The sequence below is a fragment of the Serratia sp. JSRIV006 genome, assembly GCF_019968685.1.
GTDB lineage: Bacteria > Pseudomonadota > Gammaproteobacteria > Enterobacterales > Enterobacteriaceae > Chania > Chania fonticola_B.
Genome location: NZ_CP074137.1, coordinates 2915290 through 2942050, shown reverse-complemented (window position 1 = coordinate 2942050; position 26761 = coordinate 2915290). Strand labels below are relative to the sequence as shown.

23 protein-coding genes are annotated in these 26761 nt (G+C 55.4%); 7 read left to right on the top strand and 16 right to left on the bottom strand.

The annotated features are described in order from the left end of the window. Nucleotides 1-136: 136 nt before the first annotated feature. From KGP16_RS13600 to dalD, 3 genes are read right to left on the bottom strand one after another with little or no spacing between them, the layout of a single operon-like run. Complete coding sequence (locus KGP16_RS13600; RefSeq protein ID WP_021806483.1) at nt 137-1426, bottom strand: MFS transporter; 1290 nt, start codon at nt 1424-1426, stop codon at nt 137-139. 57 nt (nt 1427-1483) lie between these two features. Continuing rightward, nucleotides 1484-2947, bottom strand: coding sequence for a xylulokinase (xylB, locus tag KGP16_RS13595; protein WP_179247512.1), 1464 nt, complete (start codon nt 2945-2947; stop codon nt 1484-1486). A gap of 12 nt (nt 2948-2959) precedes the next feature. Further along, nucleotides 2960-4345, bottom strand: a complete 1386-nt coding sequence (gene dalD / locus KGP16_RS13590) for a D-arabinitol 4-dehydrogenase (protein ID WP_223499850.1) — start codon at nt 4343-4345, stop codon at nt 2960-2962. Nucleotides 4346-4533: 188 nt separating this feature from the next. Between dalD and KGP16_RS13585 the strand changes: the two genes are divergently transcribed. Next, nucleotides 4534-5481, top strand: a complete 948-nt coding sequence (locus tag KGP16_RS13585) for a sugar-binding transcriptional regulator (RefSeq protein ID WP_223499849.1) — start codon at nt 4534-4536, stop codon at nt 5479-5481. Here the strand turns inward: KGP16_RS13585 and ogt are convergent. The 12 genes from ogt to KGP16_RS13525 all read right to left on the bottom strand — a co-directional run bounded on the left by ogt (nt 5478) and on the right by KGP16_RS13525 (nt 16849). Further along, nucleotides 5478-6002 carry a methylated-DNA--[protein]-cysteine S-methyltransferase gene (gene ogt, locus KGP16_RS13580; RefSeq protein ID WP_071683477.1) on the bottom strand — a complete coding sequence of 175 codons (525 nt, stop codon included), beginning with the start codon at nt 6000-6002 and terminating at the stop codon, nt 5478-5480. The genes KGP16_RS13585 and ogt overlap by 4 nt on opposite strands. A gap of 212 nt (nt 6003-6214) precedes the next feature. Continuing rightward, nucleotides 6215-6526, bottom strand: a complete 312-nt coding sequence (locus KGP16_RS13575; RefSeq protein ID WP_037375954.1) for a hypothetical protein — start codon at nt 6524-6526, stop codon at nt 6215-6217. A 341-nt stretch (nt 6527-6867) separates the two neighbouring features. After that, the gene (locus KGP16_RS13570; protein WP_021177889.1) at nt 6868-7722 is read right to left on the bottom strand and encodes a tagatose bisphosphate family class II aldolase; all 855 of its coding nucleotides are present in this window, start codon (nt 7720-7722) and stop codon (nt 6868-6870) included. A gap of 9 nt (nt 7723-7731) precedes the next feature. Then, nucleotides 7732-8895, bottom strand: coding sequence for an SIS domain-containing protein (locus KGP16_RS13565; RefSeq protein WP_223499848.1), 1164 nt, complete (start codon nt 8893-8895; stop codon nt 7732-7734). Nucleotides 8896-8954: 59 nt separating this feature from the next. Continuing rightward, on the bottom strand, nt 8955-9725 hold the full coding sequence (gene agaR / locus KGP16_RS13560; RefSeq protein WP_223499847.1) for a transcriptional repressor AgaR: 771 nt from the start codon (nt 9723-9725) through the stop codon (nt 8955-8957). A gap of 333 nt (nt 9726-10058) precedes the next feature. Next, complete coding sequence (locus tag KGP16_RS13555) at nt 10059-10967, bottom strand: ROK family protein (RefSeq protein WP_218520384.1); 909 nt, start codon at nt 10965-10967, stop codon at nt 10059-10061. Nucleotides 10968-10986: 19 nt separating this feature from the next. Further along, the gene (locus tag KGP16_RS13550; RefSeq protein ID WP_223499846.1) at nt 10987-12258 is read right to left on the bottom strand and encodes a Gfo/Idh/MocA family protein; all 1272 of its coding nucleotides are present in this window, start codon (nt 12256-12258) and stop codon (nt 10987-10989) included. Nucleotides 12259-12275: 17 nt separating this feature from the next. Next, nucleotides 12276-13412, bottom strand: coding sequence for an ABC transporter ATP-binding protein (locus KGP16_RS13545; protein WP_223499845.1), 1137 nt, complete (start codon nt 13410-13412; stop codon nt 12276-12278). A gap of 24 nt (nt 13413-13436) precedes the next feature. After that, nucleotides 13437-14255: a carbohydrate ABC transporter permease gene (locus tag KGP16_RS13540; protein ID WP_021806473.1), complete on the bottom strand. Its 819-nt coding sequence runs from the start codon at nt 14253-14255 to the stop codon at nt 13437-13439. Nucleotides 14256-14265: 10 nt separating this feature from the next. Beyond that, nucleotides 14266-15207 carry a carbohydrate ABC transporter permease gene (locus KGP16_RS13535; protein ID WP_021177896.1) on the bottom strand — a complete coding sequence of 314 codons (942 nt, stop codon included), beginning with the start codon at nt 15205-15207 and terminating at the stop codon, nt 14266-14268. Nucleotides 15208-15285: 78 nt separating this feature from the next. After that, nucleotides 15286-16539 (bottom strand): sugar ABC transporter substrate-binding protein, encoded by a 1254-nt coding sequence (locus KGP16_RS13530; protein WP_223499844.1) that lies wholly within the window; start codon nt 16537-16539, stop codon nt 15286-15288. Between the two features lie 52 nt (nt 16540-16591). Next, a complete protein-coding gene (locus KGP16_RS13525) occupies nt 16592-16849 on the bottom strand; it encodes a hypothetical protein (RefSeq protein WP_141234328.1) in 258 nt (85 codons plus the stop codon). Nucleotides 16850-17001: 152 nt separating this feature from the next. Between KGP16_RS13525 and KGP16_RS13520 the strand changes: the two genes are divergently transcribed. The 4 genes from KGP16_RS13520 to KGP16_RS13505 all read left to right on the top strand — a co-directional run bounded on the left by KGP16_RS13520 (nt 17002) and on the right by KGP16_RS13505 (nt 22222). Then, nucleotides 17002-18663, top strand: coding sequence for a DUF4091 domain-containing protein (locus tag KGP16_RS13520; protein WP_094981279.1), 1662 nt, complete (start codon nt 17002-17004; stop codon nt 18661-18663). Nucleotides 18664-18789: 126 nt separating this feature from the next. Next, nucleotides 18790-20490 (top strand): lysophospholipid acyltransferase family protein, encoded by a 1701-nt coding sequence (locus KGP16_RS13515; RefSeq protein WP_223499843.1) that lies wholly within the window; start codon nt 18790-18792, stop codon nt 20488-20490. Nucleotides 20491-20656: 166 nt separating this feature from the next. Then, nucleotides 20657-21439 (top strand): N-formylglutamate amidohydrolase, encoded by a 783-nt coding sequence (locus tag KGP16_RS13510; protein ID WP_094981277.1) that lies wholly within the window; start codon nt 20657-20659, stop codon nt 21437-21439. A gap of 72 nt (nt 21440-21511) precedes the next feature. Continuing rightward, the gene (locus KGP16_RS13505) at nt 21512-22222 is read left to right on the top strand and encodes a flagellar brake protein (RefSeq protein ID WP_021806468.1); all 711 of its coding nucleotides are present in this window, start codon (nt 21512-21514) and stop codon (nt 22220-22222) included. Between the two features lie 37 nt (nt 22223-22259). Here the strand turns inward: KGP16_RS13505 and KGP16_RS13500 are convergent, their stop codons facing one another. Next, the gene (locus KGP16_RS13500; protein ID WP_209522926.1) at nt 22260-23099 is read right to left on the bottom strand and encodes a PfkB family carbohydrate kinase; all 840 of its coding nucleotides are present in this window, start codon (nt 23097-23099) and stop codon (nt 22260-22262) included. Between the two features lie 373 nt (nt 23100-23472). On the opposite strand from KGP16_RS13500, the gene KGP16_RS13495 reads away from it, so the two are divergent. Together KGP16_RS13495 and KGP16_RS13490 are read left to right on the top strand one after the other, a co-directional pair. Next, nucleotides 23473-25341: a beta-glucoside-specific PTS transporter subunit IIABC gene (locus tag KGP16_RS13495; RefSeq protein WP_223499842.1), complete on the top strand. Its 1869-nt coding sequence runs from the start codon at nt 23473-23475 to the stop codon at nt 25339-25341. After that, complete coding sequence (locus tag KGP16_RS13490; RefSeq protein WP_223499841.1) at nt 25338-26753, top strand: glycoside hydrolase family 1 protein; 1416 nt, start codon at nt 25338-25340, stop codon at nt 26751-26753. Before KGP16_RS13495 ends, KGP16_RS13490 begins: the two co-directional genes overlap by 4 nt. The last annotated feature ends 8 nt before the right edge of the window (nt 26754-26761 follow it).

The following is a 26761-nucleotide window of genomic DNA, read 5'->3' as shown; positions in this document are numbered from 1 at the left end:
TAGCTTTCATCCGTGATGGTAACGTAGGTTAACGAGTAAATATTTCTACACAAATCCGTGCGGTGAATGAGCCCGCCAGTGATGACCGTACTGTGCAGGAGCGAACGGGCGCAGCATGCTGCGCCCAGCTTTAAAGTCAGGCGCTATTTTTAGCCAAAGCATCATTAGCCGGAACATAGCGCGGGACGTTGTTATGTCCTGGCTGGTCGACTTTGACGATCAGCGTCAACACCGCTGCCACCAGATACAAACCGGTATACACCCACACTACGCCTTCGATATCAAAGAAGGGCAGCACTATAGAAGCGATGGCCGGGGCCGCGAAGTTGCTCAGGCCAGCGGAAAGGTTATAGATCGATATAGCTGCACCTTTGTGGTTGGGTTCCAGTACCGGGAACACTGCGGTCATAGGGACGAAGGCCGCAACGGTGATCCCAAGCATCACTGCGGGCACCAGCGCGATCCAGAAGTTATGGCCAAAATGCACCGGCAGGTAGTAAAACGCCAGGCTGGAGATGGCGCAACCGATGCAGCCAAACCAGCGCACCTGGCGCAGCCAACCGATTTTCTCCCCCAGAATGCCCCACATAATGTTGGTGAAGATGGTGACAAAGAAGAACACCGCCCAAATTTGCAGCCACTCGGACATGCTAAAGCCCAGCCGGCCTACGTACAGCATCGGCATAATCACCGCAAAGCCAAACAGCGACAGTGTGTTGATGATGCGGATCAGGCAGGAGAGGAAGATATTGCGGTTGGTGAACAGGATCGTCACCGCGCGGGAAAGCTCTTTGAGTTTCTCCTGCGGTGACAGATCGGCCTTGGAGCTGGCTTCACCCACGTTGCGCAGCAGGAACATCGCCATCAAGCCACCGGCAGCCACCCAGACAATGGCAAACCACAGAGTGCCGGTTTCGCCCATCAACGGAATGGTAAAGCTGGGCAGATAGCTGCCGACACAGCCGATGCCGATCGAGTACATAGCCCAGAACCAGCCCATCGCGGAAGAGAGCTGCTGTTTAGGGACGTTCTGCACCACCAACATCACAAACGAATAGATAAACAGCGGATAGGCCAGGCCACGAATGCCGTAAAACAGCAACATCAACGGGTAGTTACGCATCCCCAAGCCAAACAGCATAAACAGCACGTGCATTACCAGCCACAGGATAAAGCCGATGCGCATGGCTTTTTGTGGCGTGATGATTTCGGCCACCACGCCGGAGCTCCAGGCCGCCAGCGCCGCTGCCAGACCATACACGGTAAACACCAGCGCCGACTGTGCCGGTGTGAACCCCATATCGGTGATGTGTTTAGACAGAAAGGCCATCTCAAAGCCGTCGCCGCTCATGAAAATGGCAATGGCGATGTAGCCCCAGAACAGGTTCATCGGCAGGCCGAACCAGTGTTTATGTGTTTGTGGCATAACAAACTCCAGGATAGGTGTAAGGGTACAGTCTTATTATTTTTTACCGCGCCGGGATCATGCCCGGCGCAGGGCCATTTGTTGTTGATAGAGCTGACGGTAGGTGGCCAGACGTTCCGCGAGCAGAGGTTGGCGTTCGCCGTCCGGCAGGAAGCGCCGATCGATGGCGGGTTTGTGGCAAACCTGCTCCACCGTTCCACCTGCTGCCAGCCATCCCAACCGCGCCGCGCCCAAAGCGCCGCCGGCTTCACCGCCAAGATGGGTGACCACCGGCAGATCGAGCACGTCGGCCATCAGTTGCGCCCAATGTTCGCTGCGAGCGCCACCGCCAATCAGTGAACATTGTTCCAGCCGAGTTCCGGCTTGCGAAAGAACGTCCAGGCCGTCCGCCATACCGAATGCCACGCCTTCCAGCACCGCATAGCCCATTGATGCACGCTGATGGCTGTGTGTCAGACCGTGGAACGCGCCGGTCGCCAGCGGATCGTTGTGTGGCGTCCGTTCACCGGACAGGTAGGGTAAAAATACCGGGGCCAGGCGCTGTTCCGCCAGGTTCATCTGGGCGATTTCGGCCAACAGCGTGGGTTCATTGCTGCCCACCAGTTGGCAGAACCAGCGCAGGGCACTGGCGGCGGTAAGCATCACGCTCATCTGATGCCAGCGCTCAGGCAAGGCATGGCAAAACGCATGGACGGCGGATTGTGGATTGGGGCGGAAGCGATCGTTCACGGCGAACAGCACGCCGGAGGTCCCCAGCGAGATAAATGCATCGCCTGGATTAACCGCGCCAATGCCCACCGCGCTGGCTGCGTTATCTCCACCGCCACCGGCAATGATAATATTGTCAGCAAGGCCCCAGGAGCGCGCAATATCGCCTTTCAACTGGCCGGAGACTTCGCTGCCTTCTACCAGACGCGGCATCTGATCGCGGTTGAGGCCACAGGCAGCGAGCAAGGAATCTGACCAATCCCGCTTGCCCACGTCGAGCCACAGCGTGCCAGCCGCGTCCGACATATCCGAAACCTTGTCGCCACTCATCATCCAGCGCAGGAAGTCCTTGGGCAGCAGCACGGTGGATATTTGCGAGAAGATTTCCGGTTCATGCCTGGCAACCCATAACAGCTTGGGCGCGGTGAATCCCGGCATCGCCAGGTTACCGGCAATGTCATGCAACTCCGGTGCGTTCTGCGTCAACTGCTTGCATTGTTCGGCGCTGCGAGTGTCATTCCATAAAATCGCCGGGCGCAAAACCTGATTATCACGGTTGAGCAGCACCGCTCCGTGCATCTGACCGGAAAGCCCCAGCGAGCGGATCTGCGGCCACTGTTGCGGAATTTTGGCGCGCAAACGGCTCACTACCGCCTGCGTTGCTCGCCACCAATCGGCCGGGTCCTGCTCTGCCCAGTGGGGATGCGGACGTTGTACTTCCAGCGGCTCACCGGCGCTGGCGATCAGGGTGCCGTTGTCATCAATCACCACGGCTTTGATTTCTGAGGTGCCTAAATCCAGTCCTAGATACATGGTTCGCTCCCTTTATTGCGCCAGCCAGTGATTAACCCGATCGATGGATTGGCGCAGCAGTTGGCTAAAGGCACGGCTGTGGGCCAAGGTGCTGAACAATTTCTCATCTGAGGCAAATACCGCCACCGGATCGGCCGCTGCGAACATCTGGTGGACAGCGGCGGCGTCCAGAATACCGTCCTGATATTCATAAGGCAGTTGGCCTTGGTGCCAGCGCTGCATAAAGACAAAGAACAGGGCAGGCAGCATGGCCGTGGCTTTCGGCTCCTGGCCGCGCTGATAACACTCTTGCAGCGTTGGGGTAATGAAACCGGGGATTTTGGAAAAACCGTCGGCGGCAACGCGCTGGTTGGTATCGCGAATATAGGGGTTGCTAAAGCGTTCCAGAACCACGTCACGGTAGGCGGCCAGATCTAGCGGGCTAGGCGTCAGGGAAGGGATCACGTCCTGGGTCACATAATCATAAGCCAACTGGTGGATGGCCGGGGTGCCGGTGCTTCCATGAATAAAGCTTTGGCCAATCAGCGTACCGGCCCAGGCAATGCAGCTATGGCTGGCGTTGAGGATGCGGATCTTGGCTTCTTCATAGGGCAGCACGGATTCAACCATTTCGACGCCGACGTTCTCCAACGCTGGCCGCCCGTTGATGAAATCATCTTCGATCACCCATTGGATAAAGGCTTCCCCCATTACAGGCGCACGATCCTGGAAGCCGGTGGCTTCGGCAACGCGCTCGGCAACCTCCGGCGCTGGCCGTGGTGTGATGCGGTCAACCATGGTGTTGGGGCAGCGGGTGTGGCTATCGATCCAGGCGATCAGCTCTGGTTCTTTACGCAGTTGCAGGAACTGCATCAGGCCGTGACGGAAGCGTTCACCGTTATGGCGCAGGTTATCGCAGTTCAATAACGTGACAGGGTCACCATTAAGCTGCTTTCTGCGTGCCAAGAGCTGTGCCATGGTGCCGTAAATAGTGCGGCAGGCGCCCAGCAGATCGGCCTGAATATCGGCGTTAGCGCGATCCAGATTAAACTGGTTATCCAGATAATAGCCACCTTCGGTAACGGTGAAGGAAATGACTCGGGTTTCTGGTTTGGCCCCTTGCGCTGTCAACGCAGCCAGTTCGTTATCCCAGGGAATGACCTTGCTGATGGAGGTAATGGTTTCGTACTGGCGAACGCCCTGTGGGGTGACGGTTTCCAGCACGTATTGGCCTTGTTGCTCAGCCAGCGTATCCAGTAACGGCGTGGCGTCATCGCGAATGTTGGCAAGCGCAATCGACCAGCGGCTATCGCCCGCTGCAATCAGGCGATGTAGATACCAGGCCTGATGAGCACGATGGAAAGATCCGGCGCCAATATGCAGCCAAATGGCCTGGGAAGAGTTCACTGGTTTGCTCATAACGTTCTCCACTAAAGGTTATTTTAGGGCATCCGCCCTTGCATTGGGCATTTGCTCCATTGATGGCGATAGATTAAATAAACTTTTGCCCTTTAAATGGGCTTTAGCTCACAAATGTGCAAATCGGCCTCTGCGGGCAGGTGGAATGCCGGTAAAATGACGCCATCAGGGGTAGCGGGTGAAACAACATGGTCAAACACGATAAGAAGCTGGATCAGGCGGCGCGCGCCGCCTGGATGTATTACGTGGCCGGACAGACTCAGAATGAAATTGCCGAGGCGTTGGGCGTATCGCGCCAGGTTGCACAGCGGCTGGTGGCATTGGCGATCGACAGCGGTCTGATCAGCGTCAACATTTCCCACCCGGTAGGGCGCTGCATGGAATTATCGGCCCGTCTTAGCGCATGCTATGGCTTAACGCTGTGCCAGGTGGTGCCTAGTCAGGGAATGGAGAGTGCCGGAATAAACCGCGCAGTGGCGGTAGCCGGGGCTGAAGTGATGGCGCAGTTTTTGCGTAGTGAACAGCCATTGAACATTGGGGTGGGTTCAGGCCGCAGCCTGAAGGCGGCGATCGATGAGCTGCCGGAATTGGAGCGGCCACAGCATAGCTGCGTTTCGCTGATCGGGGCGATCGCGGCTGATGGCTCCTGTACCCGCTATGACGTACCGCTGTGGATGGCAGAGAAAACCCAGGGCCGCTACTTTATCCTGCCCGCACCGCTGTTTGCGGATAGCGAACAGGATCGCGCCCTGTGGTGCAACCACCGCATTTATCGCACGGTGAACGACAAGGCCAGCCAGGCCGATGTGACCTTTATTGGCATTGGCACCATCGAATACCACTGCCCACTGCACAAGGATGGGTTTATCACCGCAGAAGATGTCGATCGTCTTTGTGAGTCTAACGCAGTGGCAGAAATGCTCGGCCATTTTATCGATCCGCAGGGCCAGCGGGTGGCTAGCGAACTCGATCGGCGGCTAACCAGCGTTAATCTGCACCAACGGCCGGAAAAACCGGTGATTGCTCTGGCAGGTGGTACGGAAAAACATCAGGCCATTCGTGCGGCCTTACTAGGCCGCTGGATCAACGGCCTGGTGACGGATGAGGAAAGCGCGTTGGCGCTGCTGGCCGATTAAATCAGATCCTGGGGCAGGAAACCTTCATGTTTCAGCAGCCATTGTTTGCGCTGGACCCCTCCGGCGTAACCGGTCAGCGCTCCCTGAGAGCCGATCACTCGGTGGCAGGGCACTACGATACTGATTGGGTTAGTGCCGTTAGCCATGCCAACTGCGCGTGATGCGGTTGGCCTGCCAATGCGCTTGGCCAATTCCCCGTAGGTGATGATCTCCCCACAGGGAATTTGCCGCAGTTGCTGCCAAACGGTGCGTTGGAACTCGGTGCCCGCAGTCATCACCGGCACAGTGTCGATGGCTGCCAACTCGCCAGCAAAATAGCGCTGCATCACTTCCGTCAGGCCGCCGGGGTTGGCTTGCTCCTGTATCACGAAGGGAGAGGCTCGATAATGGCTGTTGAGCAGCTTCATCAGGCGTGCCTCGTGATCGGTCCAGTCCAGCGCGCGCATCCGTCCTTGCTCATCGCCGATCAACACCAGTTCACCGACCGGCGTCGGCATACGATCAATAAAAAAGGTCAGCATGTTGTTCACTCCTTGCGTTTGATAGGGCGATTATTACATGAAAGAGCCGGATGTGATGGCGGATTTCGGACATGCTGATGGGGCGGGGGCTATAGGGAAAAACAGGGTACACCCAAGTAGGTATACCCCGAGAGGTGAAACGCCAAAATGTTAGTAAAACCACAAAGTCATTTTCGATGACTAATTGTATGACATAATTCCGTCGATTAGGATTAATTGTAAATTAACGTAATTCGTTGTAGAGAAGGGTCATTAAACACTGATTCACGAATGGGTTTTCCCATTAATTCCGAACCCATATTATCCAATGGCATTTGGATAAATTCATTGGTGTTGAAGGCGGTTTCACGATAGCAACTGGATATGTATTGACCATCATTGCGCGAAATCTCGCAGGTTGGGGCGCTGATTTTGCCGGAAAACTGGATGCTCCCTGAGATGGAGTTGTGGCTAACCTCTTGTTTTGAATGAGCTGAAAGGGGTAGTGCTGCCAGCATGGCCAAAGCCGTAATAATAGATTTCATAAGCTATTCCTATTAGCATAAAGTAAAACCATCCATTAACAAAAAAGTCGATTATTGTCTAAAAAACAAACTTCCATTGTCTGGTGATTTAATTTCCAACGTGACTATAATGTATTGAGTAAATAATAATAACAGCAATCGTTCGTTAATTGAATTTAATAGTAGGGATGGCCAGGCAGTAAAACCATGATTTAGATCATAGTGGGGGGAATTTAGGGGCGATGTGAGGATTATTACTTTTGATGCTGCTTATAATAACGGGTGTGACTTTAAATAGCGATATTAATGTTAAGGCCGCATATTTATCGTTATTCTGCGGCCCTTAATCTAACGCTTTGGAGTTACAGCATCCCTGCGCTGCCACAGATACGGATCTTTTCTGCTACCACTTCTTTCATCGCCAATTTACCCGGAACGATGTATTTGCGCGGATCGTTGGCTTCGGGATGTTGCGAGAAATAGCTCTTCACCGCATCGGCAAAGGCGATTTTAAGTTCGGTAGCCACGTTGACCTTACACACCCCCAGCGAGATGGCTCGCTTGACCATCGCTTCCGGGATACCGGAGGCACCGTGCAGCACCAACGGGATCTCCAGCTGTTCGCGGATCAGCGCCAGACGGTCAAAATCCAGCTTGGGCTCCCCGTGGTACAGCCCATGAGCCGAACCGATGGCGACGGCGAGGGAGTCGATCCCGGTAGCCGCGACAAACTCGCGGGCGGCTTTTGGGTCGGTATAAAAACCGTCTGCGGCATCGACAATCAGATCGTCTTCCTGGCCACCCAGGCGGCCTAGTTCCGCCTCTACGCTAGCCCCATAGCGATGGCATAACGCGACGGCCTGCGCAACCAGCGCGATGTTCTGCTCAAAAGGCAGGTGCGAGCCATCGATCATCACCGAGCGGATCCCGGCTCTGACCTTGGTGGCGATATCTTCGAGTTCTTCGTGATGGTCTAGATGCAACGCCAGCGGCAGGTCATGGCGCTGGGCTGCCGAGCGGCAAATTCCCACCAGATAGTCGGTACCCGCATAGCTAAAGGTGCCCGGGGTCCCGGCCATGATCACCGGGGATTGCAGTTCAGCGGCGGTTTCTGCCACTACCTGCACCGTTTCAAGATTGTGTACGTTGAACGCTGGCACGGCATAGCCCAGCCTTTGCGCTTTCAACAGCATTTCACGGTTGGATATCAGGTACATAACGGCTCCTCACAGCTCGGTAGCAGAGTAGGGATAAATGGTCACGCCTTTTACCACGCGGTTGACTTCCCCGGTTGGGCAGGGGTTATCCGGCGTCAGGCCGCGCGCCAGCGAGGTTTCAAACGCCAGCATTTGGGCAAACAGCAGATAGGGGAACAACAGCCAGATATCGTCGTCGGCATGATGCAAATCGGACTGGCCCGTTTTCTCCGTTGGCGAATTACCAAGACCAACCATTTGCCTGGCCAAACCGTCACGCTGGAGTTCGTCCCACAGATCCTGCTCATAAGGCTCGGTATAGCGGTTGCTGGAGAGCATCAGCAGTACCAACGTCTGTGGATCGACCATAAATTTAGGGCCGTGACGCAGGCCTAGCGGCGAGTCATAGCGGGTGACGATCTGCCCGGCGGTCAGTTCCAACATTTTCAGCGAGGCTTCCTCCGCCAGGCCGGTGAAACAGCTACTGCCGAGCACGATGTAACGGCTAAAGCCGCTGCTGGCCAGGGTTTTTACTTGGGATTGCAGCGATTCACGCAGTTCTCTACAGCGCTCGATCATCTGTGCCAGTGGTTGCTTGGCGGCGTCCAGGGAATAAGGGCCTAACAGCAGCGCGGTGCTCAGCATCATGCAGCTGAAGCTGGAGGTCATGGCAAAGCTCTGGTCGTTTGAACCCTGTGGCATCACCAGGGCACAGACGTTTTTACGGCCGTGGGCATAGTTGGCCAACTGGCTATCCGGGTTGCACACCAGCATCAGGTGATAGCACTGGGGGAGCAGTTGATCTGCCAGCGCTACCGTGGCGACGCTTTCCGGGCTATTGCCGGAACGGGCGAAAGAGACCAGCAGCGTCGGGCGTGATGGGTCGAGAAACTGCTGCGGATTGGCGACGATATCGGTGGTGCCATAGGCCGCAACATCCCGGCCGGTTTTTTCCCTCAGCCATGGGGCCAAGGCCCGGCCGGCAAAGGCTGAACTGCCAGCACCGCACAGCACAATCTGCAGGCGCGGGTTTTGCAGCAGAGGCGTCAGGAAAGCGGAGCATTGCTCCTGTTGGGCGACCAACTGCTGGTGCAAGGCCGCCCAAAGGTCCGGTTGCTGCCAAATCTCACGGGCGGTATGCAGCGCATGATGTTGCTCCAGCCAGTCCGCATCGTAAGAAAAATAACCTGTCATGATGGTAACTCCTTAAAAAACAATCGGTTTATACCTGATAAATGCCTGTTGATGCCTATTTAGTGGTCGGCGATAATCACCTGGACCCCCAGGTTTTGCAGCGCATGCAGGTAATTGGCTGGAATGCGGCTGTCGGTCACCAATCGGTGGATCTGGCCGATCTCGCGGATCATGCAGAAGCTGCTGCGGCCAAACTTACTGGCGTCAACCACCGCAATCACTTCGCGGGCCACTTCGCACATGGCGCGGTTAAGCTGGGCCTCACCAGGATCTGGCGTGGTGATACCGCCCACCAAATCAAAGCCGTCAACGCCGAGGAAAAATTTATCAAAGCGATATTGGCGGATGTGCTGCTCGGCAGCGGGGCCATACAGCGACCAGGACTTGCGCCGCACGCTGCCGCCGACCACCATCAAATCCACCTGTTCGTTACTGGCCAATTCGAAGGCGATATTCAAGGCGTTGGTCATCACCACCAGGTCTTTCTTGCAGGCCAACTGGGTGGCCATCTGGCTAGTGGTGGAACCCGAGTCGAGAATGATCGCGTCACCGTCGTTCACCAACGCGCTCGCGGCACAGGCAATGGCGAATTTCACATCGCGGTTGATGCGCCCCTTGTCCTGGAGCGGGCGATCGAAGGCGAACTGTTTATTGAGCATCGCACCGCCGTAAGCCCTAACCGCACAGCCACTTTTTTCCAGATGGCGCAGATCGCTGCGAATGGTGACGGTAGAGACGGCAAATTGGCTGCTCAACTGTTCCACGCGCACCGTGCCTTCACGACACAGCTGGTCGATAATTAATTCTCGCCGTTTAACGGTATTGATCATGAATAGCTGACTCCTGATTTACCCGTAGCAAACCCCGGCCGTGGCATAGGGGCCACAGCAACCGTTACAGGCGTATTTTCAGTCTTTCGTTGCAAATTACAGCAAACGAAACCGCGCAACGCAATCGAAAAATTTAAATATAATCTTATATTTCAACCGGTTATTGTTGCCACATCTTTCGGTTGGTCATCAATCGAAAGCCGCATGGAAATAAACTGAAAACCGGTAATGCCTTATTTATTCGGCTAATATCCCTTTTGCCGCGCCAATTAATTCCGCCGTGGATGAAAGCTACCCACGATGAATAATGCGGGTGAGCTTTCCTTATATTTTTTATTGCCAGCTTTGGCGCAACAGTGCCGCACCGCGTACGCCACTGCTGTCGCCATACACCGGGGGATAAACCATCGCCGGTTCTGTCCCTGGCAGTAGCCAGCGGCACATGGCGGCGGGCAACTGTGCATAGAGTTCACTTACGTTAGAAAGCCCGCCCCCTAACACGAAAGCGTCCACATCCAGCAACAGTTGCAGGTTGGCCAACGCGCTGGCCAGGATATCGATGTAGATCCCCATCAGGTGTTGCGCTAACGGATCGCCCTGACGGTAACTGGCGATCAGGGCCGGGACGTTGGCGGCGCTATGGCCAAAGTGTTGGCTCAGGGCCAGCAGACCGCTGCCGGAGACATAACGCTCAAAGCAACCGGTCAGGCCGCAGTTGCAGACAAACAGCGGCAGATCGTAACGCTGAGCCAACTGGGCCGAGATGGGTGTATGCCCCCATTCCCCAGCCAGCCCATTGCGGCCCTTGTGGAGCCGTTTGTTCATCACCAGCCCACCGCCAGCGCCGGTACCGATGATGGCACCAAACACCACTTCCAACCGTTCGGTCTGGGGCGTGCTGGCCTCCGAAAGTGCAAAACAGCGGCAATCGTTTTCAATCTCTACCGGTCGCGACAGCTCTTGAGTTAGATCGTCCGCCAGGCAGTGGCCCGTCAGGCAGGGCACGTTTACCGCCAACTGCTTGCGGCTGCGTGGGTCGGTGATCCCCGGCAAGCCAATGCCGATGCTGCCTTGGGTGTGCAGGCTGCGATCGGCCTGGCTGACCAACTGCGCGATACAGGCGAGAAACTCGCGATAGTCGCCGGTGGGTGTACTGACGCGCTGGCACAGCACCTGATTCAACTGGGCATCATAGGCGGCCATTTCGATTTTGGTGCCGCCAATATCAAAACCGTAACGCATAGCATGAGTAGCCACGGCTTTACTCCTCACCCAAGGTGATGACGGCGTTTTCCCGGCGGGCGCGTTCGGCGGCAAAGACCATCAGGTGGCTCTGCAACGTTTCCTGCGGGCCAGACAGCACCTGCGAAGGATCGTTGGCGCGCACGGCAGCGATAAAGTGCTGCATCAGATAATAATCGCCGCCGCCGTGGCCAGACATGGTGTGCAGGTCTTCGGCCTCGTCCACGTCATACAGCGTTTCGCGGTCGTCAAGGAAGGAGGTGATGCGGATGTAGCGGCCATCGCCCTCCAGGCATCCCTGGCTGCCAAAAATGCGCGTTTTGCGATCTTCCATTTTGGTAAAGGCGGTCATGGTAAAGGCGGCGGTGCGGCCACCGCTAAACTGCATATTCACCACCTGATGATCCACTACGTTGTTATCACAGCGGTAGACACAGCGACCATAAGGGCCGTTGCGCAGCGCGGCGACCAGATGTTCCTGATCGACTTCTGGCGTCAGCACCCGCAGGAAGCCCGGCGTTGCCTTGTGGTTTTCGCCAAGGTAGATGCGTTTGGCGGAATAGGGGCATTCGGCCTCAACGCCGCAGTCCAGGCAGTTATCCGCTGCGCCCCGAGGCTGGTTTTCCTGGCGGAAGTGGCGTAATCCACCGAATGAGCTGACCTGCTCGCAAGGCGTATCCATCACGTAACGGATCCAGTCAATATCGTGACAGGATTTTTGCAGCAGCATAAAGGCTGCCTGCTGGTCGTTGCGCCAGTTGCCGCGCACGAAAGAGTGGGCCTGATGCCAATAGCCCACCGGTTCCAGATGTTGCAGGCTAACGATGTCGCCAATGACCTTATCACGCAGCAGTTGCTTGAGTTTCTGGGTATAGCGGGTATAGCGCAGCACGTGCCCGACGGAGAAGATGATCCCCTGGCGCTCCACTTCTTCAACGATGGTGCGGCACTCACTGGCATCAGGTGACAGCGGTTTCTCCAGCAGCATGTGATAACCCTGTTTGGCGAAGGCCAGGGCCGGTGCCAGATGCAGGGTATCTTGGGTGCAAATCATCACCGCATCGGCCAGTTTGCCTGCCGCCACGGCCTGCTGCCAGTCGGTAAAGACGTTTTCGGGCGAGATGTCGTGCTGGGCTACAAACTGCTGGCGATAGGTATCGCGCGGTTCAGCGACCGCCACCACCTGCATCAGTTCTGGGTGAGCCAATGCATAGCGAGAGTAAATCTCCCCACGAGCACCGGCACCAATCACCAACACGCGTACCGGACGGCCAGTAAAGTCATTAGACATTGCAAAGTACTCCCAAATTATCCCAGTGACTGGGTAGCGTTATTATTCAGGTTGTCACCGCTGGCCTGATCGAACAGGTGGGCGCGGGCCAAATCAAACGTCAAATGGATCTGTTCGCCGATGCTCGGTTCCCAGTCTGGCTGAGACGCAATCCGCAGCACGAAGCGTAATCCGGCCAGTTCACAGTGCAGCAACTCTTCGTTGCCCATGCGTTCAATAGTGGCGATACGGGCCGGGAAACAGTTTTGGGTACAGGCAGCACACAGGCGCAGCGCTTCAGGGCGAATACCCAGGCAAACGCGCTGGTGCGGATAGTCTTCCAACTGTTTTTCCAGCGCGGGCGGCAGGGTCAGCAGATAGCGATCGTCGATACGCAGCTGTGTTCCCTGAGCATTACGCAGCAAGTCCAGATCGTGCAGGTTCATCGACGGGCTGCCGATAAACTCGGCGACAAAGCGGTTGGCGGGGTGGTGGTACAAGTTGATCGGTTTGTCTACCTGCATGATGGTGCCCCGATTCATCACGCAGATGCGGTCGCCCATGGTCATTGCCTCAACCTGATCGTGCGTCACATACACCATGGTGGCGGCAGCACCTTCCTGTTTCAGTCGGTTGTGCAGTTCGATGAGCTGCACGCGCATGGAAACGCGCAGCTTGGCATCCAGGTTGGAGAGCGGCTCGTCGAACAGAAACACCTTGGGTTTACGCACGATGGCACGCCCAACTGCCACGCGCTGGCACTGGCCACCGGAGAGCTGGCCGGGTTTGCGATGCAGCAGATTGGTGATTTCCAGCTTCTCGGCAGCATCCTGTACCCGCCGGTCGATTTCAGCCTTGCTCTCTTTACCAATCAGACCAAAGGCCATGTTCTTGTAGACGGTCATATGCGGGTAGAGCGCATAGTTCTGAAACACCATGGCGATGCCGCGATCTTTGGGCATGGTATCGTTAACGCAGCGGTCGTGGATCATGATTTGGCCTTCGCTGACGCTTTCCAGCCCGGCGATCATGCGCAGCAGGGTGGATTTGGCACAGCCGGACGGGCCGACAAACACCATAAACTCACCGTCCTTGATATCCAGATCCACGCCATGCAACGCCCGGAAACCGTTGGGATAGACCTTTTTCACACTGTTTAATTGAATACCGGCCATGTCTGTTTACCTTATTGTTCGCGGTTAGCCTTTAACGCCAGCGCTGGCGATGCCCTGGATGAAATAACGTTGGAAAAGAATGAACAGCATCAGCATCGGGATCACTGCCATCAAGGCACCGGCCATCAGCAGCGGGTATTCCACTCCGGCACGGCTGGACAGCGAAGCCAACCCCACCGGCAGCGTCAATTTTTCGGTGGTGGTGTTGACGATCAATGGCCACATCAGGTTATTCCAGCTCCACAAGCCGTTAATGATGATGCAGGCGATGATGCCGGGGCGGATCAGCGGCAGCATGATGCGCCAGAAGATGGCGAAGTAGCTGTAGCCGTCGATCAGCGCCGCTTCCTCCATCTCCTTAGGGACTGCCAGGAAGAACTGCCGCAGCAGGAAGGTGGCGTAAATGCTGAAGATCCCCGGCAGCACCAGGCCGGTAATGCTGTTGACCAGCCCCATCTTCTGCACTACCAGGAACTGCGGGATCAGAAATGCCTGGCCCGGCACCATCAGGATCGAGATGCACACCAGAAACACCGCGTCACGGCCACGAAAGTGCAGGCGGGAGAAGCCATACGCGGCCATGGTGGCGATCACCATTTGCAGCGTCACGGTGGAGAAGGTGGCCAGCAGTGAGTTGATATAAAAATCCGCGAAAGGGATCTCGCGCATGATCTTGCCGTAGGCCTGCAAGCTCGGATTTTCCGGCAGCAGGGTCAGCGGGATCTGAATGCTTTCGGCCTGGGTTTTCAGCGAAGTCACCAGCATCCAGATAAAGGGTACCACCGAGGCCAGCGCCGCCAGCGTCATAAACAGATAGACCAGGGCTCGTTTGCTTATCGTCATCAATGGCTCCTCAGCTCACTCTCAGGCGTTTGCCGATCGCCATCTGCACCAGTGTGATCACCAGCGTCACGGCGAACAGCACCACGGTAATGGCAGAGGCGTAACCTTTCTCTTGCAGATAGAAGGCGTATTTGTAGAACAGGTTGGTGATGGTCATCACGTCACCTTCCACCAGGGCGCGGTCGAACATCAGGAACACCACGTCGAAGATTTGCAGGATCTCGATAAAGCTCATCACCGATACAAAGAACAGCGTCGGCACCATCATCGGCAGCGTGATAAAGAAGAAACGGCGCAGGGTGCTGATACCGTCGATATCGGCGGCTTCATACAGCTGACGGGGGATGCTTTGCAAACCGGCCAGCAGGATGATGATTTTCAGCGCCAGCGACGACCAGATAATGATGATGGACACGCTGATGCGTACCACGTCCGGATCGGAGAGCCAGGCGACCGGCGTAATATGCAACAGGTTTAGCCCCTGGTTAATCAGGCCAAAATCCTTGTTGAACAACCACTGCCACACCATTGCCACTGCGGCAGGCATGGTCACCGCCGGTAGAAACAGCAGGGTGCGCAACAACGCTTTGCCACGAATGTTCTGGTTAAGCCCAATCGCCAGCAGCAACGACAGCAGCAGGATCACCGGCACGCACACCACCACATAAAACAGGGTGTTGAAGGCGGCGGTATAGAAGTCATCGTCCTCAAACAGGTTGATGTAGTTGTCAAAGCTGATGGTCGTCCAGCTCATAAACTGGTTGAGGTCGGTAAAGCTGTAAAAAATGTTCTGTAAAAACGGGATGAAGTAAAATACCGTCAGGCCGATCACCAGCGGCAGGATCATCACCCAGCCCCAGAAGCGTTCGGCCCGCTCCAGGCGGCTTAATGCGGCACGAGGTTTGCTCTTTGCCTGTTTTATGTTGGCCGTAGCCGTTTCTGCCAGCGACATGTCGCCATTCCTCACCTTTGACTGCTCAGTGTTTCCGCTGCGACCTACCCTCGGGTAGGTAGGTCGCAGCGGGGGGAATTACTGCTCCATGATGCGTTCGATCTTCTTGATCGATTTATCCATTTCCGTACGGGCATCCGCGCCCATAAAGATTTTCTTCAGGCTGCCGATCCACATGTTTTGCCACTTCGGCGTGTTGGTGCCTGCGGTTGGATAGGCCTCGGTCACTTCCAGCGTTTGGATGTACGGGCTGACGTCAACCTTTTTGACTTCCTCCACCCAGGCTTTAGCCGCGACCTTGTTGGCCGGGATCACCACTTTCGCCAAAGTGGCCTGCGAGGCTTCGCTGCTCATAAACTCGATGTACTTCCAGGCTTCTGGCTTGTGGTTACTCTTGGCGGACATGGCATAGGCCAGGCTGTGAGCCACGCCAGACTGGCGCTCGATCTTCGGCATCATCACCACGCCGATATGGTCGTTGATCAGCGGATTGTTGGCGAACGGTGCGGCCAGCCAGGAACCGGCATACACCATGGCGGCGCGGTTGGACTGGAAAATGTCCTCGGTCTTCACTTCGCTCATCTGCTGGGCGGTCGGCATCAGGCCGTCTTTCATCATCCCTTGTAGCTGCTGGTAGACCCAGATGGCGTTGTCGTTGGCGATATCGGTCGGTTGGCCATCTTTTGGCACGATATGATTGCCTTTCTGGAACAGCAGGTTCATATAGCTGTCCTGGCCGTCGATGCTGAGATCCATCACCAGCGGGAAGGCGCTGCCCTTCAGGCCGGTTTGCAATTCGGCGGCCTTCTTCTTCATGTCATCCCAGGTCCAGTCGCTGGTGGGATAGCTGACGCCAGCCTGATCGAACAGTTTTTTGTTGTACCACACGGCGATGGAGTCGACGTCGCGCGGGATGGCCATCTGCTGGCCGTCGTATTGATAAGCCTTAACGGAGCTGGCAACGATATTATCCAGATTGACCGTGCCGTCTTTTAAATAATCGCCCAGCGGTTGCATAATGCCGTTTTTGGCATATTGCACAAAATAGGGCATGTTAATCCAGAATATATCCGGTGCGACACCGCCGGCGGCGGAGGAGTCTAATTTAACAAAGTATTGTGCGGCGGGCGTTAATTCTATTTCCACTTTGACATTCGGGTTGGCCTGCTCAAATCGCTTGGCAATTTCCTGTTCGGCAGGTAATTGGTTTCGATCCCAAACCGCATAACGCAATGTTATCTGGTCGGCGGCATATAACATGGTCGGCAACAATAAAGCGGCTGCAACAGCGGAATGCAACAGAAAACGTCCGGCGTTTTTTCTAGGTGACATTGCTTTACCCTCGGTGTTGGCGAATACATTTTTTGGTGAACGTGATTTCTTTCTATCCCTTAACTTTCAATGTGTCAATGCAGCCTTTTTGCCCAAAAATGGGGCGCGTATCTTTCACTGTTGTTAACAACGAAAGGTCAAAGCCACCAACCGAAAGGCTTTTTTGTTGATGAATTGTTAATGTCGAACGGCGAAAATCCGTTGTCGGGCGGCAGTTATGGCTTGCTGGGGTCATAGGATTAACTGATAACCCTTGCACCATAATGGGGATTAAAAACGTTTTTATTGTGCAGGCCGCGGCATCTTTCATTTTTGTGATGCAAATAAACAAAAAAATTAATTTTTTGCCGGACGAGAGGGCATTCGCTAGCTTTTTTCGTTGGCCTATATTGCCTGTGGTGAAAAAACGCGCTAGCCTGAAATTAATTCAATCCCACCGTAAAATAATACAGGGCAGCTATTATGCGTCTCACGCTACTATTTACCCATTGCCTGGAGAAGGTATTTCATCGTCAAGCCGCACCGCAGGTAGAACAGCAAAACCAATTCAGCTGCCTGAATAATGAAACCCTCTCATGGCAAGGCGTGTATTGTCTGTACCGCGAGGATAATGAAACCCGCCGGGAATTACGTTATCAACTTGAGGGGCAATTGGCCGATGATATCAGCGTGCGCCATGTGCAGTCGGTGCCCAGCCATTTTCCCTGTTATGCCGAGGCCGATGAGAACTATCTGACGACCGAGCCTGGCCTATTTCCCGACCCGCTGATGCCCATCCAGGATCGGCGTTTTTTTGCCGCCTGCCGTTATTACGCTAGCCTGTGGCTGACCTTTACGCCGCCAGCACAGGGTATTGCCGGTGGCGACTATCCGCTAACGCTGCGGCTGTTTGATCAAGAGACGGGGGAAGAGTTGGCCGCAGCCAGTATGATGCTGCATGTGGTGCCTGCCGCGTTGCCAAAGCAGAGGCTGCTGCATACCGAATGGTTACATACCGACTGTTTGGCGGACTATTATCAGATTGCAGTGTTCAGCCCGCAATACTGGCAGGCGGTGCGTAACTTGGTCCGCAACGCGGTGGCAAATGGCGTGAATATGCTGCTAACGCCGATCTTTACGCCGCCGCTGGATACCGCCATCGGCGGCGAACGCACCACCGTGCAGCTGGTTGGGGTGAAACGCACCGTTGCAGGTTACCAATTTGATTTTGAACGATTGGCGCAGTGGGTAGCGCTGGCGCAGGAGGAGGGGATCGAACACTTCGAAATTGCCCACCTGTTTACCCAATGGGGCGCAGCGCATGCGCCAAAAATTATGGTTGAGGTCGCGGGGGAAATGCAGCCGCTGTTTGGTTGGCATACCGATGCCCACGGCAGCGAATATCAGCAGTTTCTGCAGGCATTGATGCCAGCGTTAACCGGCTGGTTCCGGGCACGGGCTCTGCAACGGCAGGTGTGGTTCCACATCTCGGATGAACCTAAACTGGAAAATATCGCCGCCTACCAACGTGCCAGCGATTCGCTGCAGCCGTTGCTAGAGGGGTTCCGTACCTTCGATGCACTCTCCGACTTTGACTTCTATCAGCGTGGGTTGGTAGAAACTCCGGTAGTCGCCACCGATCATATCGAGCCATTCCTCGAGCATCAAATCCCGCAGCTGTGGGCCTATTACTGCTGCGTGCAAAGAACCGAGGTAGCCAACCGCTTCTTTGCCCAGCCTTCGGCCCGCAACCGCATTCTGGGTATCCAGCTTTACCTCTATAACATCAGCGGTTTCCTCCACTGGGGCTACAACTTCTATAACAGCAGCCATTCCCGGGAGAAACTGAATCCCTATGCGGTTACCGACAGCGGCAACGCCTTCCCCTCTGGCGATCCTTTTGTGGTTTACCCTGGGCCGAATTTCATGCCGATAGAGTCGCTGCGTTTGCGGGTATTCCATCAGGGGTTGCAGGATCTGCGGGCCTTGCAGTTGTTGGAGAGCCTGACCGATCGCGCCACGGTGGAGCAGTTGATCGATCAAGAGCTGGGGATGCGCATCACCTTCAAACGTTACCCTCATCAAGCCTCTGTGCTACTGCGGCTGCGGGAACAGGTCAACGCCCGTATAGAGGCCGCTCTGTAAACCAGAGAATAGAGGGGCGAGCATTCTCGCCCCTGACGCCTGATTTCATCTTTCCGTCATCAAACGGTCATGTTCAGGTCATGACGCTGGATTAAGTTTGCAGCGACTAGGCCAGGAGATGACCCGATGTTTACTTTGGATAGCCTGCTGCAAGATGTCTTCCCACAGCATTCTCCCCCTGCCTGGCAGCGTAGCCTGCTAAGAACCTTACTGCGTGAAAAAGAATTCAGTCAGTTTGCCGCCGACTATCCTCACCTGAAAGGGTTGGATCTGATCGAACAGGTGGTGGACTACTTTAATTTGAGCTGCGAACTGGTGGATGGGGATCTGGAAAACATCCCCAGCCAAGGCCCGGTGGTGTTGGTTGCCAACCATCCCATTGGTTCGCTGGATGGCTTGGTGCTGTTGCGGACGGTGGCGGCGGTACGGCCAGACGTCAAGGTAGTGGCCAACCAGTTGCTGAGCTGTATCGAACCTTTACGTCATCTGTTTGTACCGGTTGATAACCTGGGCAACCGGACCAACCGCCAGCAAATCTCAGCCATGCAGGCCCAATTGGATAATCAGGGCGTGCTGATCTTGTTTCCAGCGGGGGAAGTGTCCCGTATGAGTCCCAAAGGAATACGCGATGGTCACTGGCATACCGGATTTCTGCGGCTGGCCGCCAAGGCGCGGGCGCCGATCGTACCGATCCATATCAGCGCCAGAAACAGCGGCCTGTTCTATTTGACCTCGCTGATTTATCGCCCGTTATCCACCTTGTTATTGGTGCGAGAGATGTTCAAACAGCAGGGCGGACGGATCAAAATCCGCATCGGCGGGCGCATTCCGTTTGCCCATTGGCATGATGGCCATACTCAAGCACGCGATCTCGCCGAGCGTTTCCGTCGCCATGTCTATCGGTTGGGTCAAGGAAAGCCAGGGCTGTTTACCAGCGAATCGGCCATCGCCTTGGCGGAAGATCGCCTCGAGTTGAAAAAAGCGTTGGCGGCCTGCGAGCGACTGGGTGTTACGCCGGATGGCAAAACCATTTTCCTTTATCGCCGTCAGGGGGAGGCCAGAGCACCGATCCTGCGGGAGCTTGGCCGCCTGCGTGAGATCGCTTTCCGTGCCGTGGGGGAAGGCTCGGGGCGGCGGCGCGATTTGGACAGCTATGACGACGACTATTATCACCTGGTGCTATGGGATGAGGAGGAACTGGAGATTGTCGGTGCCTACCGCTTTATCCCCACGGCACCGCAGTTGGCCAGCAAAGGACTGGAAGGCATCTACAGCAACAGCCTGTTCCATTACGATCGCGATATGACACCGATCCTTGAACAGGGGATTGAGTTGGGCCGCAGCTTTATTCAACCCGCCTATTGGGGGAAGCGCGGTCTGGATTACCTGTGGCTCGGTATTGGTGCCTATCTCGCCAAATATCCCCAGTATCGCTATCTGTTCGGCCCGGTATCCATTTCAGGAGGCATGCCGGTTGCCGCCCGCGATTTGTTGATTGCCTTCTATCGCCTCTATTTCGCTCCAGACCATGCCATGGCCCAGTCACGGCAGCCTTATCCGGCCTCTTTACCACAGATATTGGCCCAGTTTGCCGGTGATGATTATCAGCAAGACTTGCTGCTGCTGAAAAGCCTGTTGAGCAACCTCGGCTGTTCGATCCCGACTTTATACAAGCAATACACCGAGCTGTGTGAGCCCGGTGGCGTGCAGTTTATCGACTTCGGTACCGATCCGGCGTTTAACCACTGTATCGATGGTTTAGTGTTAGTCGATCTGACGCGGCTGAAGCCTGCCCGCTATCAGCGCTATATTGCCGCTCATCTTTAGATCGGCTAACAACGTGAGGGAGGGCGCGCCCATTCATAAAATCAATGGGTCATGACACCGGCTCCGCTTTGACCGAAAGTGCGGCCGCGCCAAATTCTCCCATGGGATATTGGTAGCCGGTGAGAGGATCGCCTAGAATTAGCGCTTTCTTACGCCGGAGTGCCCAATGTATCACCCCTATACCCCAACTTTGTTGTCTGCCGATGAGCCTGCGGCCGTGAGCGTTGAGCTGCCACAGGCGACTTCTCCTTTCTTACTGCTGTGCGATCACGCGGGGCAGGCCATCCCAAAACGTTTGGGCGATCTTGGTCTGGCCAGCGGCGATATCGATCGGCATATCGGCTGGGATATCGGTGCGCTGGCGGTTTCCCGTCTGCTGGCTCAGCAGTTGGATGCGACACTGATCCATCAGCACTACTCACGTTTGGTGATCGACTGTAACCGTATGCCGGGGATTGCCAGTTCTATCCCACCGTTATCGGAAGTTACGCCAATTCCTGGCAACCAAGGGATCAGCGCGGCCGAAGCGGGCGCCCGCGAACAGGAAATTTTTCAGCCTTACCACCAGGCCATCAATCACACGCTGGCCGCTCGCCGCGCCAATAACCAACCCAGCGCGGTGATCGCTATGCACAGCTTTACGCCGGTGTTTAAAGGCGATGCGCGGCCGTGGCAGGTTGGGCTGCTGTTTAACCGCCATCCACAATTTGCCCTGCTGTTGGCGGAGTTGCTGCGTGCAGAAGGGGATTTACAGGTTGGTATCAACGAGCCTTATGCGATGACTGATGCGACCGACTACACGCTGCCGGTACATGCGGAACGCCATGAATTACCCTATGTTGGCATCGAGATCCGCCAAGATCTCATCGGGGATAGTGCAGGCCAGGCAGCATGGGCGGCTCGTTTTGGCCGACTATTGCCATTATTATGGCAACGCTGGGAAATTTGACTTTAGTATTGATGGCGGTGATGATTGCGTAAGGAAAGCGTTAGCGTCGATGGACAATGCTGGGAGTGACGGGTGGAACATATTGATAACGGACGGTTTATCAAGCAGGAGCGTTTTGAAGTTCTGGCAATCTTGCGCGACATCTATAAGCAAAGAACGCCGCTGCGTGTCGTTAATCAACAACACGAATTCATTGGCCAATTATTAAGCGTTGGCGCTGATAACATCGTCTTTGATTGCGATGCTCCAGAGCAGCTCTCCGGTGGGAAATTCAGCATTGTGATTGAAAACCATGATGCAAAAATCGAATTCTCCGTTGACCAGGCGCAACTGACCGAGCATAACGCCATGCCGGTTTACGAGGCGTGCCTGCCGAAACAACTGGTTTATATCCAGCGCCGCCGCCAGTTACGTATCACCACGCCTTATTGGCGTGAATTCTTCTGTAACGGTGAACACAGCGATGGCACCCCTTACCAACTGCGTATCCACGATCTTTCGCCGGGTGGCGTTGGTTTGCGTATTGATGGCGCGGTACCCGACTATATGCAGCCGGGGCTGGTGTTCAATAAGGCTCAGTTGGATTTGGGAGATTACGGCAAGTTCAAGGTGAATATGGAACTGATTGCCGTGAATCAAGATCACGATATTGATGAAGACCAAACGCAGCATTTCATGCGCCTGTCCTGCCGTTTTCTTAAGATGGGAATGCTGACCGAACGCAAAATTCAAAGCGCGGTGTTTGCTTTTGAGTTGGATTTCAACAAGAAGAAAAAGCGTTGAGTGGCCATGGCGCAGGGGCTACCTGCGCCGTCTGCCGTTATTTCAGCGCCCGCAGGTGGCCGATCTCCTGCCAACCGTGACGCGCCGCATCTTCCAATACCGCACACACCTCATGGATCGCCGTCGGCACTGCCTTGCTGAAAGGTTCCCCCTGCAGCAAATGGGCAATTAACAGCGCGGTGAACATGTCACCCGTGCCCTTCACCGGCGAATCGATTTTGGCATGGGTGAAGCTTTGCGCCTCGTCGGCAGTGACCAGCAACAGGCCAACTTCTTGATCGCCGTTTGCCACGCCAGGTGCACTGGTAACCAGCACCCACTGCGTATTACCTTTGAGTAGCGCCCGCGCAGCCTGTTCGGTTTGCTCACGCGTGCTCAGTGCCATGCCGCACAGCTGCTCCAGTTCGAATCCGTTTGGCGTCAGGCCATGGGCCAGATTTAGGTATGGCGAGCGATAGCTTTCAACCAGACGTTTATCGACGTAAACCCCTTCGCCATAGTCTCCCATCACCGGATCGATATAGATCTTGATACCTGGATTGAGGGCAATCACCCGTGGCAGCCAGTCGGCCAGAATATGGCACTGCGCCACGTCACCCAGGTAACCGATAATGATGGCCCGCGCGCGGCACACGACTTGACGGGCGATCAGATCTTCCAGAAAACCGCTGAACCATTCGCTGGAGATCGCTCCCCCGTGCGGCGCGCCGTAATAGGGCGGGCAACCAAACAACACGCTCGGTACCTGCAACACCTCCAGGTTCTTCTTCAACAACGTGCGGTAGGCAATGCCATTCCCCACGCTACCGTAGACCACCTGCGACTGAATGGTGATCACATCAATGGGTGGTGGCCGCAGTTTAGAGCCTTGTTGCATGTAGACTTCCTTGGTTCATTGTTATTCAAGCGCAACGGTCGGCAGAGGTAACTCGCCGAGGTAGGGAAGTTTAACCTATTGAAGGGCATGGCTACAGTATGTAGCGGGAGAGTTTGATGATTTTTCGTTGGATCGCTTGCGAGTTTTCCTGCGGCTAATCGTGATGCGAATCACAAAGCTTGCCGTTGCCGGTTGCCTGGCGATCGCGTCCGCGGTATTACTTGCGCCGTAGCCTAATAAGCTACTCAATCATTTTTATGATGGCGTGTTACTGCGCAAGCAGGCAAGACCAAAATAGAAATGCACTTCTTCTGCCGAAGGGGAGCATTTTCATTTTGGTCTTTTTTTTTGCTTTTTTTGCCGGGGAAAACCTATGGATTATAACAAGTTGGGCTTGGACATATTGGCACTGGTCGGGGGGAAGGGTAACGTCAGTAAGCTGACGCATTGCGCCACCCGCCTGCGGATGGAGTTTAACGACGACAGTCGGGTAGATGCGAAGGCGATTGAAGCTTTGCCCGGCGTGATCAGCGTAGTCGAGCGCGGTGGACAGTTCCAGATTGTGGTGGGCAACAACGTGCAGCAGACTTTCCGCGCGTTGCAAAAAGCGATTGGCCAACCGTTGGGCAAACCTGACGGACAGCCGAAAAACAAGGCCAAGGGCGGTGTCTTTACGCAGATTATCAGCGTGATTTCGACCACCTTTACGCCAGTGATCCCGGCTATTACCGGCGCGGGGATGATCAAGGCGCTGCTGGCGATCCTCAAGTTAACTGGGGCGATCAGCGCGGCCAGCCCAACTTACCATCTGCTGGATACCATCGCCGATGCCGCCTTCTTTTTCCTGCCGGTGCTGCTGGCCTACGGCGCCTCAATCAAGTTTGAGTGTAATCCTATTCTGGCCATGACCATCGCGGGAGCCTTGCTGCACCCCAATCTTGCCCAGATGCTGGCTGCCGGTTCGCCAATCGATTTTATTGGCATCCCGGTGCGGTTGGCCGATTATGCCGGTTCAGTGCTGCCAATCATCTTCACGGTGTGGCTGATGTCCTATATCGAGCGCTTTGCCGAAAAAGTCTCGCCGACCATGATTAAATTCTTCACCAAACCGATGATCATCCTGCTGGTGACCACGCCGCTAGCCTTGGTGGCGGTGGGGCCGTTCGGTATTTACCTCAACGATCTGGTAGCCAGCGGCGCGGCGATCATCGATGGCAAGGCCAGTTGGCTGATCCCGATGTTAATGGGCGGGCTGCAACCGTTCCTGGTGATCACCGGCACGGCGTGGGCAATGACGCCTATTGCTACCGGCCAGTTGAGTAAAAACGGCTTTGAGATGATTAATGGCCCCGGTATGTTGGCTTCCAACATCGCCCAGGGCGCGGCAACCCTGTGCGTAGCGTTCCGCACCAAGAACAAAAATCTGCGTCAGTTGGCCTCATCCGCCGGTTTCACCGCGCTGTTGGGGATCACCGAGCCTTCACTGTACGGCGTCACGCTGAAACTGCGTAAACCGCTGATCGCGGCCATGATTGGCGGTGGCTGTGCCGGTGTCTACGCGGGTGTCAGCGGTTTGGTGCGCTATGCCTTTGTTTCGCCGGGATTGGCGGCATTGCCGGCCTTTATCGGCGAAAACCCGATGAATATCGTGCACGCCCTCATCACCTGCGTCATCGCTATCGTCGTGACCTTTGCCTTGACCTGGATCCTGGGCTTTGAAGATCCGGTTGATGAAGAAGAGTCAACGGTGACAGACAGCGCACCGTCTGTTGATGACGCGTTGCTACACAGCCCGTTGGCAGGCCAACTGGTGGCATTGGAACAGGTGAATGACGACGTATTCTCACAAGGGTTACTTGGCAAGGGTGTGGCGATTGTGCCTGAACAAGGTGTGTTGCGCGCGCCCGTGGACGGGGAAATCGTGACCTTCCTGCCTTCGAAGCATGCCGTAGGCATTAAGGCCGATAACGGTATGGAAGTGCTGATGCATATCGGCATCGATACCGTCAATCTCAACGGTGAGCATTTCAGCTCTCAACTGCAGGTGGGCGATCGGGTGAAAACCGGTGATGAGCTGGTACGCTTTGATATTGCTGCGATTACCGCGCTGGGTTACGACATCATCACCCCGGTGCTGGTGGTCAACAGTGAGCAGTATCCGCACCTTAGCTGTCGGCAGCCTGGCCCGGTGAACTTTGGTGAGCAAATTGTCGCGCTGACTATTCAGGAGCAAAAAGTATGATTTACCAACAGCTGAACGATTTTCCACCAGGCTTCCTGTGGGGGGCCTCAACCTCGGCTTATCAGGTTGAGGGGGCATGGGACGAGGACGGCAAAAGTCCTTCCATTGTTGATATGCTCGATCATCCCGCCGAGACGGCGGATTTTAAGGTGGCCAGCGACCATTACCACCGTTTTCGTGAGGACGTTAAGCTGTTCGCCGAATTAGGGCTGAAGGCGTACCGTTTCTCCGTAGCCTGGACGCGCATTTTGCCCAACGGCACGGGTGAGGTGAATCAGCCTGGCCTGGCGTTTTATCGTGACCTGATCGATGAACTGCTCAAGCACGGCATTGAACCGGTGGTCACACTCTACCATTTCGATCTGCCCTATGTGCTGGAACAACAGGGCGGTTGGAGCAATCGGCAGACAATCGATGCCTTTGTCAAGTATGCGGACGTGCTGTTCACTGCCTTTGGCGATAAGGTCAAATATTGGCTGACCATCAACGAGCAGAACACCATGATCCTGCACCCAGGAGCCATCGGTGTGCCGAAGGGCGGCGAGTTGCCTTCCAAGGTAGTGCTTTATCAACAGAGCCACCATATGCTGGTGGCGCAGGCGCGGGTCATGGCTTTGTGCCATCAGCGTTGCCCCAAGGGGAAAATCGGCCCGGCGATCAATACCACTTCCATGTATCAGGAAACCTGCCACCCGTTGGATGCCATCGCCGCCCACAACTGGGAAACGCTGCGCTGCTGGAGCTTTCTGGATGTCGCGGTACATGGCCGATACAATGCGTTGGCCTGGCGATATTTGCAGGATCGTGGCCTTGCCCCTGTGATTGAAGACGGAGATGCGGAGCTACTGCTGAAAGGGCGGCCGGATTATGTGGCGATTAACTACTATTCCACTGCCACTATCGCAGCCAGCCGTGGTGATGCCTCGGATATTACGGCTCGAGCGGGGGATCAGCAAATCATGCTGGGTGAACCGGGCGTATATCGGGCAGCGGAAAACCCGTATGTCGACAAAACGCCCTATGGTTGGGTGATCGACCCCGTGGGCCTGCGGCTGACGCTGCGCAAGGTTTATGAACGTTATCATCTGCCGATTTTAATTACTGAAAATGGCATCGGCGCGCCGGACCAGCTATTGTCTGGGGATATCATCAATGATGATTACCGCATCGATTTTATGCGTGCGCATATCGAACAGATGCAATTGGCGATTAACGATGGTGTCGATCTGCTGGGTTACTGCCCGTGGGCGGCGATCGATCTGGTCAGCACGCATCAGGGCTACGCCAAGCGCTACGGTTTTATCTATGTCAACCGTGGTGAACAGGATCTGCGCGATCTGCGGCGTATCAAGAAGCACAGTTTCGCCTGGTATCAGCGCCTGATTGCCTCGAACGGCCAACAACGTGGATAACACAGTTT

What these genes read in the sequence shown, in the direction of transcription:
- KGP16_RS13565 (WP_223499848.1), bottom strand. Translation starts at nt 8,895, where the DNA reads ATGACAGGTTATTTTTCTTACGATGCGGACTGGCTGGAGCAACATCAT.
- KGP16_RS13550 (WP_223499846.1), bottom strand. Translation starts at nt 12,258, where the DNA reads ATGTCTAATGACTTTACTGGCCGTCCGGTACGCGTGTTGGTGATTGGT.
- KGP16_RS13525 (WP_141234328.1), bottom strand. Translation starts at nt 16,849, where the DNA reads ATGAAAGATGCCGCGGCCTGCACAATAAAAACGTTTTTAATCCCCATT.
- KGP16_RS13530 (WP_223499844.1), bottom strand. Translation starts at nt 16,539, where the DNA reads ATGTCACCTAGAAAAAACGCCGGACGTTTTCTGTTGCATTCCGCTGTT.
- KGP16_RS13495 (WP_223499842.1), top strand. Translation starts at nt 23,473, where the DNA reads ATGGATTATAACAAGTTGGGCTTGGACATATTGGCACTGGTCGGGGGG.
- KGP16_RS13535 (WP_021177896.1), bottom strand. Translation starts at nt 15,207, where the DNA reads ATGTCGCTGGCAGAAACGGCTACGGCCAACATAAAACAGGCAAAGAGC.
- xylB (WP_179247512.1), bottom strand. Translation starts at nt 2,947, where the DNA reads ATGTATCTAGGACTGGATTTAGGCACCTCAGAAATCAAAGCCGTGGTG.
- KGP16_RS13555 (WP_218520384.1), bottom strand. Translation starts at nt 10,967, where the DNA reads ATGCGTTACGGTTTTGATATTGGCGGCACCAAAATCGAAATGGCCGCC.
- KGP16_RS13490 (WP_223499841.1), top strand. Translation starts at nt 25,338, where the DNA reads ATGATTTACCAACAGCTGAACGATTTTCCACCAGGCTTCCTGTGGGGG.
- KGP16_RS13570 (WP_021177889.1), bottom strand. Translation starts at nt 7,722, where the DNA reads ATGTACCTGATATCCAACCGTGAAATGCTGTTGAAAGCGCAAAGGCTG.
- agaR (WP_223499847.1), bottom strand. Translation starts at nt 9,725, where the DNA reads ATGATCAATACCGTTAAACGGCGAGAATTAATTATCGACCAGCTGTGT.
- KGP16_RS13510 (WP_094981277.1), top strand. Translation starts at nt 20,657, where the DNA reads ATGTATCACCCCTATACCCCAACTTTGTTGTCTGCCGATGAGCCTGCG.
- ogt (WP_071683477.1), bottom strand. Translation starts at nt 6,002, where the DNA reads ATGCTGACCTTTTTTATTGATCGTATGCCGACGCCGGTCGGTGAACTG.
- dalD (WP_223499850.1), bottom strand. Translation starts at nt 4,345, where the DNA reads ATGAGCAAACCAGTGAACTCTTCCCAGGCCATTTGGCTGCATATTGGC.
- KGP16_RS13575 (WP_037375954.1), bottom strand. Translation starts at nt 6,526, where the DNA reads ATGAAATCTATTATTACGGCTTTGGCCATGCTGGCAGCACTACCCCTT.
- KGP16_RS13520 (WP_094981279.1), top strand. Translation starts at nt 17,002, where the DNA reads ATGCGTCTCACGCTACTATTTACCCATTGCCTGGAGAAGGTATTTCAT.
- KGP16_RS13515 (WP_223499843.1), top strand. Translation starts at nt 18,790, where the DNA reads ATGTTTACTTTGGATAGCCTGCTGCAAGATGTCTTCCCACAGCATTCT.
- KGP16_RS13585 (WP_223499849.1), top strand. Translation starts at nt 4,534, where the DNA reads ATGGTCAAACACGATAAGAAGCTGGATCAGGCGGCGCGCGCCGCCTGG.
- KGP16_RS13545 (WP_223499845.1), bottom strand. Translation starts at nt 13,412, where the DNA reads ATGGCCGGTATTCAATTAAACAGTGTGAAAAAGGTCTATCCCAACGGT.
- KGP16_RS13600 (WP_021806483.1), bottom strand. Translation starts at nt 1,426, where the DNA reads ATGCCACAAACACATAAACACTGGTTCGGCCTGCCGATGAACCTGTTC.
- KGP16_RS13500 (WP_209522926.1), bottom strand. Translation starts at nt 23,099, where the DNA reads ATGCAACAAGGCTCTAAACTGCGGCCACCACCCATTGATGTGATCACC.
- KGP16_RS13540 (WP_021806473.1), bottom strand. Translation starts at nt 14,255, where the DNA reads ATGACGATAAGCAAACGAGCCCTGGTCTATCTGTTTATGACGCTGGCG.